A 15,895-nucleotide genomic window follows, 5' to 3' on the forward strand; every position below is an offset into this window, starting at 1 on the left:
CTGGAAACCTAATGACCAGGTTTTGTTTTCCTTTTGCAAGGCTCTTATTCAAAGGACACGGAACTGTACGATAGTTTGACAGAGAACCAGTGCTGTTGATGGTACAGCTTCCCACTACAGAGCCGCTAACTGAACCTAAGCGCACTTCAACGCTGTTTGTCCCAGAAGGTAAAGCGATACGCAGCATCAACGCCTCTACACCACTACCTAAGTCAAGGTTGTTGTATATTGCATAGTTACCATTGGCGGTGTTGGTTAGTTCCTGGGTTTGCTCTGTATACACAATATCAAAAGGATCTTCGCTACGCTCCCAATAGTCTCCCCAGGCTGTATTTAGTCCAGAACGAAACGATGAGTTGAGAGCATCTACACGCTTAAATACAGGCCAAGGTGCCAGCGCGCTCGACGGAATAGTCAATGTGCTGGTAGCCGCCACAACCTTCAGTGGCTCCAAAACCGGAATATTTAATACATGATTAATGCCGGATAAACTCAGTAGTAACAGTAACGTAATAGCAGTGTGCAGAAAAAATCTGCTTAATTTAGGGTTCACATCATTTATCCTCTGAAATTAAACGGCGTTGCTGAATCAAAACAAAACACAAACAAACTAGCCGCAGTCAACAGGCTGCCAGTTACTACATCTACTAATGACTCTTGAAATATGCCAGAGATAATAGATTAGAGATTGAACTAACAACTTCAGTATTTATTCGGGTGAAAAATTTTGAAAATGTGATTACTTCAAAATGTGATGACTATCACTTTTTCATTAATCTAGGCTAGGCATCCTTCTTTTGTTACTACGCAGAGAGTATATCAGGGATCAAACCGTTCGAGAACCATATATAATTAATTTTGTAATTTTGTCTGATTATTTATAAGCTTAGATTCTGACCTATTTACAACGAAAAATATCTTAAAGTACCATTATCAGTTTAAATTTACGTTAAGAGTGCAATCTGCGATCGCCTGCTTGAAGCTTTTTGCACAGAGGCTTTGCCTGTTTTAAGATATGTCTTATTAAAGCTTTCGTTGCTTGATGGGTTGAGCCGGATTACCTGCATAAATGGTCATCGACTGTAGCGATTTTCCAGTAACTCCACCTAATGTTAGTACTGCTCCTCGACCAACAGTGACCCCTGGCCCAATTACAGACTTGGCAGCAATCCAACTACCCTCTTGAATATTGATTGGGGCAACAATTAATTTAAAATCGGGATGATTCCAGTCATGATTCCCGGTGCAGAGATAGACCATTTGAGATAGGCAAACATGGCTTTCAATGGTGACACAAGCGAGGTTATCTATCCATACATTTTCCCCAATCCAAACAAAATCACCAATGTCTAACCGCCAGGGAAATTTTACCCGCACTCCAGGTTTAATGCGGACACCTTGACCGACTTTAGCTCCAAAACTGCGGAGTACCCAAATCTTAAAAACTGAAAATGGTAGCCAATAAGTTTCAACTAAGGGCGATCCAATAAAATACCAAAGAAGTTGCTTCCAGTATGGTGCTCCTGGAGTGTAGTCGTTAACAGTATATTGATTTAGGCGCATACGGTGGTTAAATTTATCGAAATAGCATTCATGAGCTAGAATTCAACATGAATTCTATACGACTGGCGGACTTTGACTTCGGTGTGACATTTCGACAAGGCTCAGTCGAACGCTGAATAGATGGTTTTAAAACCCCACCAAATAGTAGATTTAGTGGTCAACCTTTGTAGCTGTAGGACTGAATCTCCTACTGATGCTTACTGAATGTATCTAAGTATTGTAAATATTTATAATATATTAAAATAAATTCTTAATAACTACTGACTAATTAAGTTTTAAATTTCTCAGCTTCTATAAGTCGAATGCTCAAGAGTATTTCTGCCAGAACACGTTGAAAGGCATAGTACCAACCATGCCAACCATCTAGAATACCGCCTTTGATAATCAAGCAATAAAATAAAATTATAAAAGGTGCAATAATTTTTTGTTTGCGGATGCGATCGCCTAAACTAAGTTCACTAGTAGGAGTCTCTAGTAATTTTTTTACTTCCAATACCATATAACGCTCCTGTGCCCATAACCAACGCTTTAGGGGTTTGCGATCATCGTGGTGAATATAGGCAGAAAGTGTTGCAGAGTTACCAAACATCTGCAAAAGTTGTGTGTGTCCATCATCGATGTACTTAGCCTTGCTTTTACGAAAAAGTACTTGACGAGGTGGAAGTATACAATTACGCATTGGTTTACCAAACACACAATACTGGAATCTGGCAAAATAGCCATCAATCTTTCCATCAATCGGTAGAGCAGCAATTTCAGAAATTAACTCATTAGTTACTATATAGTCTGCATCTAGAGAAAGCACCCACGGCGACTGAACTTGTTCTAAACCATAATTCCACTGCCTAGCATGGGTATCAAATTTCTGTTGGAATACATGAACTTGTGGATAGGAGTTAAGAATTTCTAGAGTTTTATCACTACTATAGCTATCAATAACTATGATTTTCTCTGCCCAAGTGAGTTGCTGGAGTGTGCGTTCAATATTTGGGTCTTCATTATACGTGAGAATAAGAGGAGTAATCAGCTTTAGCATAAAAATAAATCTCTCAGAATCAGATCAATTCCCAAGTAAAGTACTAGAAAAAAGCATAGATTTCCAAATAAAGGTAAATCTACCTGCAAACTTAAATTTAATGTTTGTAATTATATTCCAATATCATCTCCATCAGAGGTTTTATGAGAGAAAGATAATGATGTGATTGATTGGAAGATTGATATTCGTATTCGCATTGGTTAGTAATCTTTGAATTTATATGTTTAATCACCTATTATTTATCATTTATTTTAACGGGCAGTAGAAACAGTCTGACTTTCAATGATATCAGTATAAACTGAAATTAGTTTTGATGCGATACGATCCCAAGTATAATTTTCTAATATAAATTTACGGGCGCGATCGCCCATTTCCTTTGCTTCATGAGGATGATCTAGAGCCTGCTGTATAGATGCAGCGATCGCAGTTACCTGTAGTTCTGTAACATAGCCAAGATGTTGCTGTGCAACCAGATCAGCTAAAGCAATGCCAGGAGTAAGTAAGACTGGAAGACCGACAGCTAAAGCTTCTAAAGCTGCTACCCCAAAGTTTTCAGAGTAGGAAGTGAGAGCAAATAAGTCTGACCCTTGCATTATTAAATCTTTGATTTCTCCCTTAACAAATCCTGTAATATGGGTGTGGTTTTTAATGCCATTGGATACGAGAAGTGATTTAATTTCACTTTCATATTCTTGTGAACCACTACCTGCTAACACAAATGTAAAGCGATAATCTGATAATTTTCCTAAAGCTGGAATTAGGTATTCTAAACCTTTTTTGTGATGTAGGCGAGATAAAAATAAAATAATTGGTTCATCGTCTGGTAAGTTTAAGTATTGCCGCAAATGCTGACGCGCGTTAGGGTTAATATTAGGAATATCAACACCGTGCGGTAAAATAAAACTTGGTGAACTTAGATTTAATTGCGAAGCTTCTTGTTGTTCTTGCTTTGAGGTAAAATGTATGGATTTACTATAATTGAGATTGGCTTTTTCTATGAGTTGGAGATAAATTTGCTTTTTGCGAGAGCTTTGTTGTAAAGACCATTCACATAGCTGTCCTAAAGGGCGAACGATGTAAGGAACTCCTTGGAAGCGAGCGATCGCCATTGCTACTGTAGAAGGATAGGAAAAAATAGCGTGGACGTGTAGTAAGTCATACTTAGAAACATTTTGCCACAACCATATAGTTAGCTCTCTAGAAAAGGCAAATTCTCTGATGGAGCCAACTTTAGGAGAAAATCGCTTAAAGAAATTTACTGGCACTTGGTTGTACTCAATACGCCTACCAAGGGGTACATCAAGCAAATCATTACCATTATCATTAGTAGTAACAATTTCTGCTTCAATATTTTCATCTCTTAATGCTTTAACTACCTCTATTACTGCTTGACTTGGGCCACCTCTTACTGATGCTATTGAAGGAATAATATGAAGAATTTTCATTTTTATTCAAAATTGTGAGGTTTTTAATTATTAATCTAACTTTTTTTGGCAGTCCTCACAATTTACCTTTAAAATTGAACAATTTTTTAGGCATAAGTTCGCTCTAGCCAATGTTGTAACATCATCAAACTCCAGTGCCGATACCAATGAGTAAGAGAAATATTATCGGGAACCTTTACATTATTAAAATGATTTTGTAAATCCCCAGAAATCCACTTGTCAACGGGAACATAAAATCCTTTTTTAGGACGGTTAACAACCCATTCTGGCAATTCAGGAACTGATTGAATTAATAGTTTTTTACCAATTGCTAAACGGATATTACTAGGAATAGAAGCTACTGCCTCAAATAGATTACGATCAACTAGGGGAACCCGTAATTCTAATCCCCAGTTCATGCTCATTACATCACTATCCCTTAACAGCTGATTACGCATATAGCAGCTTATTTCTAACAAACTTACTTCATCTTCTATTGTCAAATCTGCTTTATGAGTATCGGCTGATGGAAAGATATAAGTAGTTAAAGGTTGATGAGGAATATACTGCTGCATAATTGCACATGCTTCTTGGTGAGAGAAAATTCCTCTGAAAGCAGAATAGGCAGATGCAGAACTTGGAGCCTGTTCCAAAAAATCACCCAGGCGTTTTAGTTTTGGTGATTTTCCCCAACGCGATAATCCTTTACCTATATTTTTTCCTAGAACAGGAATTGTTTGCAATGTTTTACCCCATGCTAGCATCTGGGGAATTTTTTCAAATGATTTATATCCACCAAAAATTTCGTCTCCACCTAGCCCAGATAGGACTACTTTCATGCCGTCTTCGTGGGCAATCTGTGATACAAAAAAAGTATTAAATCCATCAATACTGGGCTGATCAATAGCTTGTAGGAATTCAGGAAAGAACTGTTTTGCAACAGAGGCCGTAACTTTATATTCTGTATGTTTTGCTCCAAATAAATTGGCAACTTTTTTTGCAACTTCGCCTTCATTCCATTGGGTTTCTTCAAAAGCTATAGAGTATGTAGATATTTGTTTATTCTGCACCTTTGTCGCTAGAGCTAGAATAGCTGTAGAGTCAATTCCACCACTAAGAAAAATGCCAACAGGCACATCACTTACCAAGTGATGTTCGATTGTATCAACTAAAGCATTACGAACTTTTTCTTGGGCTTCTCTTGGTGAAATCGCTTGTGGAGTAAAGTTAATTTGCCAATACTGTTGTTTTATGACATGATCGCCTTGCCAATACAACCAATGACCAGCTGCTAAACAATGAATATCTGCAATCAGGGTATATGGTTCTGGAACTGAACCATATACCAGATAGCCATATAATCCTTCTGGACTCAAGTTAAGGGCAGGTAAACGAGATGCAAGGATAGCTTTAAGCTCTGAAGCAAAGACTAAAGTAGAACCAGATTCCCAATAGTATAATGGCTTGATTCCTAAAGGATCGCGAGCCATAAAGCAGGTTTTTTCCCAGTCATCCCAAATAGCAAAAGCAAACATACCTCTTAAATGTTCTAAACACTTAGAACCCATTCTTTGATAGAGCTTGAGGATAACTTCAGTATCTGTTTGGGACTGGAACTGCTCTCCTTGAGAAATGAGATTTTGCCGCAGTTGTGAAAAGTTATAAATTTCACCATTGAAAGTAATCCAGTACCGACCATCAGGTGTAGACATTGGCTGATGTCCAGCAGGGCTGAGATCTAAAATTGACAGACGAGTATGAGCAAGGGCTACTCGTCGATCCTCTGATATATAAGTACCTAAATCATCTGGGCCACGGTGCTTAATAGCATTTTGCATCTTTAGCACCAAATTTGCCAGATCCTGATTTATTTCTGTTTTAGTTAAAATTCCGGCAATACCACACATTTAAGACCTCTTAAGAAATACAGAAAATATAAATATGCAAAGTAATAGTAGATTAGCTTAATTTAGCGGCAAAGAATCTACAATCTTTCTTGACGCTAGCTACTCTTTGTACGACAGAGGTACCTATGGATTCGCATAAGTTTCTTAGAAAAGCAAGCTCTGGAAAGAAGTTTTTGAATCTTCAAACTTTTAGGAAACTTGATTGTTTTCCTTAAGGCATAACGAAGGCTGTTCTTTGGAAGCTCACCTTAAATTACCATCATTTACTTACTTTTATGTAAAATTCATTCTATTCAATAGCAAAGACACAATATCAAGTTTGGGAAAACTGCTTTTCTAAGTAATAATTAAGGCGTTGTTGAAAGCGTTCAAAACCAAATTTATCAATTACCCGCTTTCTTAATTCTTCGGGTTGATATATTAGAGGGTTAGAATATTTACCTTGGAGGATTTGAATTATAGCTTCAGCGATCGCTTCTACATCATCAGGGTCAATCAGTACGCCTAATTCTCCTTGACATAGAGCATCAACACTTCCATCTTTATTCCCTGCCAAAGTAGGTTTACCACAGGCCAGGGCTTCTAGGTAAACAATACCAAATCCTTCACCTCTACTTGGCATAGCAAACAGATCGCAAAGATTATAATAATCTCCCAGTTCTCGGTCAGGAACGTAGCCAGTTAAGGTTACACAATCTTGAAGTTGAGATTCGGCAATTAACCGTTCAACCGCTGGTCGGTCAGTTCCCTTACCGACTATAACATAGTGTACATTTGGGATAGCTTGACGAATTTGGGGTAAGACGCTAAGGATTTTATTATAGCCTTTGTATTGCTCTGATTGAGAAAGCCGAGCCACAGTAAGAATAATTGGTTGTTGTGCATTTAAGCCATATCTTTGAAGGAGATAATCTGGTTTGGGTGCAATCCTAAAGCGATTAGGAGTGAAAGTATTAGGCAGCACAACAACTCGATCTGGCTGGAGATTTTGTTCTTTGAGTAGGCGATCGCGAGTGTAATTACTAACGGCTAAAATTAAGTCAGCATTCTTGAGGGCTTTTTTAAGGGTAGGATTTTGGATGTCCCAGGCTTCGATTCCATGCGCTGCAACCCAATAGGGAATGCCAATTAATCGTTTCAATAGGTACGCTATCACACTAAAGTTGAGATGAGTAGAAAAGATGAGTTTTGGTCGTTGCCAAAGACCAAGACCAATCATTTGCGCTGCAAGTATTGGAGTACGTAGGGATAAAGGCCAATTACCGGTTGCATGAAAACACAAATTGGGTGACTTGGATGGCACATTTGTATCGTGCTTAATTACAACATCGTAAGCACAATCGGGGTAGAGACTTTCAAATGCTTTTAAACACAAAGAAGAGTAACATTCAATTCCACCTGTTGAGTTGAATAGGCCAGGAAACCAGAGATGATAGTGTTGGTTATGTTTACTAAAGTTTTTCTTACTCACTTTTTGTTATTAACTATCAGCAAATTCAGGGTAGGAAACTTTTTAGATAAGTTTTTTATTTATTTAGCTGTAACTTCTCCTTGCTTGGCGCGACATACATAATCAAGCGCCTGTTTTAAACCCTTGCTTGCATGAGTATAGCTGTATTGAGACACAATTTTTTGGCTTTCCTCTCCCCAGCGCCGCAAACGCTGGCAATCAGAAAATGCGTCTTGCAGGCTACTGGCTAAAGCTGATACATTACCAGCCGGAAATACAAGCCCATTGTGTTTGTGATGAATCAAATCTTGGGCACAACCCACGTGGCTGCTGACAATTACTGGGCGAGATAAGCACATTGCTTCGTTAATTGCCAGTCCCCAAGTTTCTGAAGCGCCGTAACTGGGCAACACAACTAAATCAGCAATAGCATAGGTGCGAGGCATCAAGCTTTGATTTTGAAAAGGAGCAAAATAGATATTTGAATGATGGGCGGCTGCGGTTTTTAAATCTGCTTCTAAAGAACCTGCACCGACGAATAGTAGTGATACTTGAGACAGGGTTGCTGCCAAAAAAGCTTGTAGCAAATCCAAAGGACGTTTTTTGGATTCAAATTTACCTGCAAATAGAATCACTGCATGATCCGATGGGATACCTAATTCTTGTTTCCATATAGTTGCCTGGTGTTTGGCACTCTCAGCTTGAGTAAAAAAGCGATCGTTATCAACAGCATGGGGAGAAAAAAATAGATGATTACTGGGTACACCATGATATTGAAAGTAGCCATAATTAGCTTTACCTACATAGAGGCAAGCAGCAAAGCGGCGATAAATCTGGGTAATAAACTGCTGACGCGCCCATGCTTTAATTCCACTAGGCTGTAGTAGTCGATGGGAATCACCTCTAAATAGCAATGGTATCTCAGATGAATTCCATTTCCAGAGAAATTTATAGATGCTAGCGTAGTTGTAGGTCATCAAGAGGACTGCATCAGGATTATAAGCTTTCACTTGTGAGATTAAAGATGGATTTTGTAACCCCCAAAAATGATCAACTCCTGGTTTATAACTAACATTTGGTACAAACTCGTATTCATATCCATCTAAGAGGGGAATATCCCACTGTAGGGCTTGCTGGAAGCCTGTATCAATCTGATATGTAACACCGAAGTTCCACAAGTAAAATACCTTAATCTGCAAATCACCAGCACTAGCCAGGTAACGAAACCAAGGTGCGTAGTATTGTATTGGGTGAGATGTGATAATTGCCAGTTTTATCGTATTCATAATTTAATTCATTTGTCCCCCCTGAAAAGCATGTCGTGAAACCCGCTGCTTTTTCATCAAAACTAACGAAATACCAGCAATTGTTGTGCTTGATTGAAATAAAGCAGCAACATATACTCCGGCAGAAAATTCAGATTGGAAGGAGTATGACATCATCAGTACAGCAAACAGAGACTGGAATGATAAAATTGGAGCATTCATACTCCAACGAGTTGCTTTTCCATAAGCTGCACCCAAAATAATAGCCAGTCCTCCACAGCCAATTAATCCAAAATTGGCATAGGATTCAGCTAGCAAACCCCAGCCAATAGTAGTTTTCACACTTTGTTCGTATGTCTGTAGTTTATAGTGTACGTTTAAAATGCTTGTACCTTCATGAGACCTGATTTTATTAGAGTTTAATATCCGAGGGACTAAAAGTTCGGGTAAAATTGCATAGGTCGCTCCGTATAAATAAGGTATTCTATCGGGACTCTTGTCCTGAGCTAAAAGTAGCATTTGGATTACACTAGATCGTTCAACAAAAGAAGCTTTTTCTTCGGAATTACTAGGTAAATTATCTTCACTCTTATTTCTATTTATATAAGTTAGTGAATAGCCTATCCATTCAGAATACCAAGCAGGATAATTCCAGGGTTGAACATAACAAGAGCTATTTTTAGCAAACCAATACTTCGATCTCATCTCGGATTTGCCATAGTGCAAAAAATTCAATATAACCAGAAGAATTATAATTGATATTATAGGTAGTTTTTTCCGAGAAATAACAAAGGAAATTATAGCGAGCAAAGCGATACTAGAAGCAGAGACAAGCAGCAATGTAACTGTACTTGTCACTAAATTGGCAATTAGAAATAATATAAACAATCTAGACTGTAATTTTGATAATTCTTTTTTTCCTAATTGATAAGAAAGGACAAAAACACCTAGTGCGGTTAATCCTAAAATTGTACCGCGCACTACAGCAATTGTTCCTCCATTAATAGATTCAAGCCAGCCAGCATTACTATATACATTAAATAAAACACTGGTTATCAATATAAATAAGAAAAAGTTAATGCCTTTACGAATGTTCAAACTCCGATAAAACTTAGGCATTGGAGGAATAGATTTGACAAATCGGAACCAGACTAAGGTTCCTAGTCCTAGAAATCCAGCGACCGTCAGACCAGCAAACAAATGGCTACTGGGAGAATAAGTAATAACGGTTGGATGATTACTGACAAGTGGTAAGGCATAAGTCCAAAGGAAAGTGAGAGCAAAGAATGGGAAGATAGGCATTCCATGAGCCCGACCTGAACACCAAAGATAGCTAGGTACTAGAGAAGCAATGGTAATCAATATTGCTCCAGCTTTACTAAGTAAAGAGGTATTTTCATTGAAGAAGATTTCAAAAGCAAAAAGCCCTAAAGCGATTATCCAAAATACTCTCAATAGCTGATCTTGTTTTTTCTTTGGGGGGCGAGGAAAGTATTCCCAAGGTTGAGGATTAGACTCAAAGTATCCGTTCATAATGATTTGTTAATTTTGGCATTAGTAAGACAATTGTCAAATATACTACATTGCTTTTTAGTCATTTCTCTAGCGGTATAAGCTTGAAAAGCAGACCAGTTAGTTTCTGGTTTATAACCTTTTGGGATAGATAATAACCAATTGAGCTGGTCAACTATCTTGGGGAGCAAATCTTCTGGTTTGTTTTGGGAAGTGAAGGTTACAGATTTACCAGCTTGGCAACTCTGTAATATATTGACTACAGAACTTTGCTGGTGAAAAATGGCCAGAACGGGTTTGCGGGCTAGAATGCAAGGATAGAGTTTAGAAGCGGTATAGTCTGGGTCATCAGAACCAATCATTAGAATAGCATCGCTATCGACAAGAACTTGTAGGGCTTCAAAGTAAGGAATACGATGGACATGTTCTCGAACTAAGTCGGCAACACCTAATTCTTGAGCAATCGGCTCTACGGTTTTGACAGCGCGATTTCCTGGTGCATAACTAGTACCTACAAAATGTAATTCAACTGCTTGCCATTTTTCAGGGTGATGGCGACGCTCTGACTGGATGCCGAGAAATAGAGTCCGCAGTGCCAAAGCCATATCGTTACCACCTCGACCTACGTAAACCCAATGACGTTTACCATCATGAGGATTAAATATTTTTTGTTGAATATTGAGGTAGGGTAGTTGCTCAAAATCAGGCTCAGGCGCACCAAAGGGTAAAACAGTAAATTGTTCTGAAAGCAAATGTGGATATCGCTGTTGTAGAGTTTTTGGATAGGCTGGTGATACGCTAATGACATGACTGACTTTGCTCATAGCTCTGGGTTCCAGCAGTTTTGCTTGGAGTTGAGAAAACCCATATTTCCAGCGTCCCCCTGGTGGAGGTGTGTTTGTCTGTTTGTAGTAATCGCTTAACCAGGGATCTTGAAAGTCTAAGACGTAAGGTATGCGGAAGCGGCGATACCATCGGGTACCCAGAGCCATTGTGATAAATACAGTTGTTGAAAAGTATATTAAATCAAATTTTGTTTGCTGAAGTAAGCGATCGCCTGCCTTGAGTAAATAGGGAAAACTTCGTATACCCAGGCTACCTAAGCCAATACGCTGAGTTTGTTGCAGAGGTAATGCCTTTGTATAAGTTACAGGGATGCGATCGGGAATTGTTTTCGCTAGTAGAGAGTCTTGAATACCTGCAACATAGTCTGGTTGAACCGTGAGAACGTGAGCTTCCCAACCAAATTGTTCCATGTAGGGTAAAGACATTCTTACCCGTTGATGATCGGGGGCATTAATGGGCGGGAAGTGGGGACTGATGATTAAAACTTTACGCTTTAAACTAGGATACATTGCATATTACAATTTAATTAGGCAGGAAAAGTCCGTTAGTATGACTTGGCAATTGACTTGGAGAATATATTTTACCTCGTGAGTCAAACAGGTAACAGCTATAGCCAAACTGAGTAAGATAATCTCGAATTCGCTGCCCATTTTCATCTATCATCTCTGCGTAAATAGCTTTTATCCGTTGCTCCTTTAAAAATGCTTCTGCACCCTGTAAGGCTGAAATTTCATAACCTTCTACATCCAACTTCCACAAATCTACTGTTGTAATAGAACGTGCAGCTAATTCGTCTTCTAGACGTACTATCTGAATTTTTTCACCTTCAGTTTCAGATATTTGGCTCCAAGCACCATGTCCCAAGCTATCTCCAATATGGTTGAGACGTAATTGAGCCAGAGATGCACCAAGTCCTGCCTTAATTATTTCTACGGGCAGAGTGGTGTTAATTGCTAAACATTCTTTTAGCCAGTTGCCTGCTTCAGTACCGGGTTCAAATGCTAGTATTTTACCTTGCGGTAGCCACTGAGCTAAGTACATTAACATTTGGCCGATATTTGCACCTGAGTCTACAACAATACCATCGCTAGGGAGAAATTTTTTCGCCCAGTTTAGAAATGCTGCTCCTTCATATTTGCCATAAACAATCCAGCGATGGGTGGAATTTGTCAAATCAAGCTTCCAGGGAATTCCTGCTCCGGTTTCCACCCAACAAATGCCTTTTAATGCGATCGCCTCACCAAACAATCGTTCGCAAATTCCCAATTTATGTTTAAAATCCAGCGCTTGTATCCAAGTTAGAGGTAAAGGTAAAGAAATTGTTTGTATGCTCATCTTCTTTTAACTAAAACAAAAGGTTATGATAAAGTTTTTCGTACTGATCTAAAATAACAGAAGCTGAAAAATGTTTTTCAGCCCGTTGACGACATTGATAACGATCAATATTTAGTAATTGGTTAACAGCAACAACTGCTTCGTCAATACTGTTAATTAAGTAACCGTCAATACCTTGACGCACAATCTCTGGCAATGCACCTCTGGGACAGGAAATTACAGGAGTACCACAAGCCAAGGCTTCAGCAAAGACAATACCAAAAGGTTCTTCCCATTCAATTGGTACAATCATGGCAGCAGCTTGTCCTAATAGATCATTTTTCTGAGCATCGTTGACAGGCCCAACATACTCAATTCCATCTTTTCCCAAGTGAGGGAGAATTTGTTGTTGCCAGTATTGACCTGCTTCCCCAGTTGTGGCGTGATTACCAGCAATGATTAAGCTGCGTCCAGTTTTTTTAGCAATAGCGATCGCATTATGCGCTCCTTTAATCTGCTCTACTCTGCCGAGAAATACCAGTGGTGCATCGGGAGCTACCTGTGGTTGGAAAGTGTATTTTTCTAGTTCCACACAGTTGTGGATGGTATGCCAAACTCCCCCGGCAGTTCGTCCGATGCTACAAATATAATCACTACAACCTGTAAAGGTCAGAGAACCCTTAGCAAGCTTTGTACCCCAGCGAGTGGTGCGATGGTTGGGATCTCGCTGATAAGACATCACCTTGGGGAGGCTAGATGGTAACAGAGGTAATAAATAGAGGATGCGAGAGAAACTATGGATAATGTCGGGCTGAAACTTCTTTACTGCTGACCCTAGGGTGATTGTATTCTGCAACGCATCAAATTTGTTTTGCGATCGCTTCCCCGGCCAAGGAAAGAATTTAGTTACTTTTGAGGTTGAGTCAGGGTGAGCAACTAGTCCCACGGTGTTACCACGAGTTTGTAATCCTGTAACCAATAAATCAACAATGCGCTCAATACCACCATACAATTTTGGTGGTACTGGTAGTTCAGGATCGGCAGTGAGTAGAATACGCATTTTAGGTTGCCCAACGTTTATCAGATATTTAGAGAACTATGACGTGGTAAAAAATGAAATCTGCGGAAATATCTACACCTGTTGACAACCTCTTGAGTTTACAAACTATCCATCCTCTTTTATAGATTTGATTTTTAATTTCTTCTTTTAATGATGTTAAAAAATTATTCATAACTTTAGATAATGACTAGTTTTTTTTACGAGCATCTGTCACGCATCAAAATTGTAAGATGATCGCTATGAAGCCATTGCTGTTAGGGACTCAGCCCAAAAATTAAAATGCCGATTAGCTTATTTTGTTCAAAGCTAGTTTAGCTAGTGCAGCGACATCAAGAACAGAAGGAGATGTTTCTGAGGCTAGGATTAGTTTTTGTCTGACTAAAGATATATCATATTCTGAGTCCTTGCCACATAAATAAGAAGAATACTCGTTTATTGCATCGAATTTAATCACATTGCCTTTTTGCCATGTGTATCCTCTACAACCTACTTCAGTGGTTAGGACAGGTATTTGCCACTCCAGCGCATCGGCTAGCTTAGTGCTACAGCCGCGAGACCATATAAATAAAGGATGAATGAACCATGTCCAAGTTGATGCTTCATTTTTAAGGTCTTCGTTATCAAGGCGACCTAGATATTTAACGAAATGAAACCGCTCTTCTAAATATCTGCCAAGTTCTTTTGAACTACTGACTATTCTGATAGTTCCTTCAAAATCTTTCCTAGTTTGCAAGTTAGTCAAGATACTTAGCAGTCCTTCATAGTTTGGTTGATGATCTAATGTGCCAACAAACCCTGCACGACCAGCAATCGGTTTCCAGTCTAGAGGCTTTGGTGAAATAATGCGAGGCAGCCAACTTACGGACTTTGCGCCTAGCCAACGCTCAAATGCGACTTCTTGCTCACTTAATGTAAATACATGATCTATATGTTGCCTAAGTTGCATCTCATCAAGAATTGTATTAGCTAGGTGCGATCGCTTCCTTGAAGATATTGAAGTCTGATTCTGCGCTGCCAGAAAATCATCGACAAATTGCGCCCCATGAGATAACAAGACAATCTTGACATCTGGTACGGCACTTTTTAAGTATGGTGCAATACATAACGCATCCACTTGATTGAGAAATACGTAAGGAATATGTTTTGATTGAACTTGTGCAATTAAGGCATCAATAAAAGACTGCGGAATGCGATTATAAAAGCTCGATGGTTTAAGTTTGCGGAAAATTCTCGCCTGCCATCGGCGATCTATTTCATACGCTAAAACTTCTAAGCTCCATCCTGCCGCTTCAATAACTTCTTGATATTCCTTTGTGCAGCGCTGCACTCCACCAAAAGCACTATTAACATAGACGGAAAAAGTTACAAAAAGACCTTTCTTTGTTTTGTCTGACAAGTGATTTCCTCTTTTTTATAGCAATTAAAATTATAAAAATGACTACACTGGAGTTAATAAACTATTCAATAATTTATTTGATAGCGATATCGATAGTAAAATCTTTGCAAATTCATTGCAGCCTTCCAACCAAAAATATCTCTCAAGACTCTAAATAGTGAGCCACCGTCTGGCTTGAGATCACAACCGCCAAGTTCAGTAATTTTCTTCTCTGCATATTGCACTAACTCTGGTAAACGATGATAAGCAAGAAAAACAAAGTATTGCCAAGCGCAAGCAGTGGCATAACGTGTGCGATCGCTATTTTCAACGCTTAATAATCGTTCTGTACTGAGTCGAATGACTTCATATTGAGACCACAAGGCTTTTTCAGAGCGTTGTCCACTTAAGCTAGGGTTTCCTGAGCGATAGTACCATTTAGCTTCAGGGCAAAAAACTAAGCGCCTACTGGCAAGTACGGCTCTTGTAAAATATTCCATGTCATTATTCAGTGTTAGTTCCTCATGCCATAAGCCAGTCTTGTCAATAATTTCTCGTGGATATAGCCAAGAGCTTGGGGGCATTGTTCCGTGACCTGTCCAACATTCCACCAGCCAAGCGATGGGATCATCAAAGTCGCACCAGTCGTTGTTGGGTACAAATTTAGCGGTTGACAAATCATTTTGATAAAATCTTGCCCAGGGTGCGATCGCCAGAGTACCGCTAGGTTCTTCTAAAAGACGCTTAATTTGTACTTCAATTTTTTGTGGTTCTAAAATGTCATCAGCATCAAGGTATTGAATAAAGTCGCCCTTTGCTTCTGCCAAACATCTATTTAAAGCAGCCGTTTGTCCTTTATTTTGACCTTGAGAAATCACTTTTACACCCTTTGATTCGTAGCTTTTAGCTATCGCCAAGCTGTCATCTTTAGAGCCATCATCAACTAATATTATTTCTAGATTTCGCCAAGTTTGATTTAGAGCTGAGTCTAAAGTTTCTCGCAGATATGGCTCGGCATTGTAAACAGGTATGAGTATTGAGACTAATGGACTTATTGACATTTTAATTGTTATTTGTAGCCAATTCTAAAGAGCGAAATGCTGATTCCTAACTGATTCTTGAGCATTACCTACTAAAACTATT

13 protein-coding genes are annotated in these 15,895 nt (G+C 39.0%); all 13 read right to left on the bottom strand.

Annotation, left to right across the window (positions count from 1 at the left end; translation table 11 throughout):
- Nucleotides 1–454 (bottom strand): carbohydrate-binding protein (locus tag IQ274_RS10505; RefSeq protein ID WP_194142201.1); only part of this gene is annotated, 454 nt, incomplete at its 3' end.
- A gap of 569 nt (nt 455–1,023) precedes the next feature.
- On the bottom strand, nt 1,024–1,563 hold the full coding sequence (locus IQ274_RS10510; protein WP_194142202.1) for a WcaF family extracellular polysaccharide biosynthesis acetyltransferase: 540 nt from the start codon (nt 1,561–1,563) through the stop codon (nt 1,024–1,026).
- A gap of 268 nt (nt 1,564–1,831) precedes the next feature.
- The gene (locus tag IQ274_RS10515) at nt 1,832–2,599 is read right to left on the bottom strand and encodes a glycosyltransferase family 2 protein (RefSeq protein ID WP_190962382.1); all 768 of its coding nucleotides are present in this window, start codon (nt 2,597–2,599) and stop codon (nt 1,832–1,834) included.
- Nucleotides 2,600–2,850: 251 nt separating this feature from the next.
- Nucleotides 2,851–4,044: a glycosyltransferase gene (locus IQ274_RS10520; protein ID WP_194142203.1), complete on the bottom strand. Its 1,194-nt coding sequence runs from the start codon at nt 4,042–4,044 to the stop codon at nt 2,851–2,853.
- Between the two features lie 86 nt (nt 4,045–4,130).
- Nucleotides 4,131–5,930: an asparagine synthase (glutamine-hydrolyzing) gene (gene asnB / locus IQ274_RS10525; RefSeq protein WP_194142204.1), complete on the bottom strand. Its 1,800-nt coding sequence runs from the start codon at nt 5,928–5,930 to the stop codon at nt 4,131–4,133.
- A 313-nt stretch (nt 5,931–6,243) separates the two neighbouring features.
- A complete protein-coding gene (locus IQ274_RS10530) occupies nt 6,244–7,401 on the bottom strand; it encodes a glycosyltransferase (protein WP_194142205.1) in 1,158 nt (385 codons plus the stop codon).
- 59 nt (nt 7,402–7,460) lie between these two features.
- The gene (locus tag IQ274_RS10535; protein ID WP_194142206.1) at nt 7,461–8,666 is read right to left on the bottom strand and encodes a glycosyltransferase family 4 protein; all 1,206 of its coding nucleotides are present in this window, start codon (nt 8,664–8,666) and stop codon (nt 7,461–7,463) included.
- Between the two features lie 3 nt (nt 8,667–8,669).
- Nucleotides 8,670–10,178 (bottom strand): hypothetical protein, encoded by a 1,509-nt coding sequence (locus tag IQ274_RS10540; RefSeq protein ID WP_194142207.1) that lies wholly within the window; start codon nt 10,176–10,178, stop codon nt 8,670–8,672.
- Nucleotides 10,175–11,512: a glycosyltransferase gene (locus tag IQ274_RS10545; protein ID WP_194142208.1), complete on the bottom strand. Its 1,338-nt coding sequence runs from the start codon at nt 11,510–11,512 to the stop codon at nt 10,175–10,177. The genes IQ274_RS10540 and IQ274_RS10545 overlap by 4 nt, the downstream gene beginning before the upstream one ends.
- Before the next feature lie 13 nt (nt 11,513–11,525).
- A complete protein-coding gene (locus IQ274_RS10550) occupies nt 11,526–12,338 on the bottom strand; it encodes an FkbM family methyltransferase (RefSeq protein ID WP_194142209.1) in 813 nt (270 codons plus the stop codon).
- Between the two features lie 10 nt (nt 12,339–12,348).
- Nucleotides 12,349–13,377, bottom strand: coding sequence for a glycosyltransferase (locus IQ274_RS10555; RefSeq protein ID WP_194142210.1), 1,029 nt, complete (start codon nt 13,375–13,377; stop codon nt 12,349–12,351).
- A 286-nt stretch (nt 13,378–13,663) separates the two neighbouring features.
- A complete protein-coding gene (locus IQ274_RS10560; protein ID WP_194142211.1) occupies nt 13,664–14,773 on the bottom strand; it encodes a glycosyltransferase in 1,110 nt (369 codons plus the stop codon).
- A 65-nt stretch (nt 14,774–14,838) separates the two neighbouring features.
- Nucleotides 14,839–15,813 (bottom strand): glycosyltransferase family 2 protein, encoded by a 975-nt coding sequence (locus IQ274_RS10565; protein ID WP_194142212.1) that lies wholly within the window; start codon nt 15,811–15,813, stop codon nt 14,839–14,841.
- Between the last annotated feature and the right edge of the window lie 82 nt (nt 15,814–15,895).

The sequence above is a fragment of the Nostoc sp. LEGE 12447 genome, assembly GCF_015206985.1.
In the GTDB taxonomy this organism is placed as follows: Bacteria; Cyanobacteriota; Cyanobacteriia; order Cyanobacteriales; family Nostocaceae; genus Nostoc.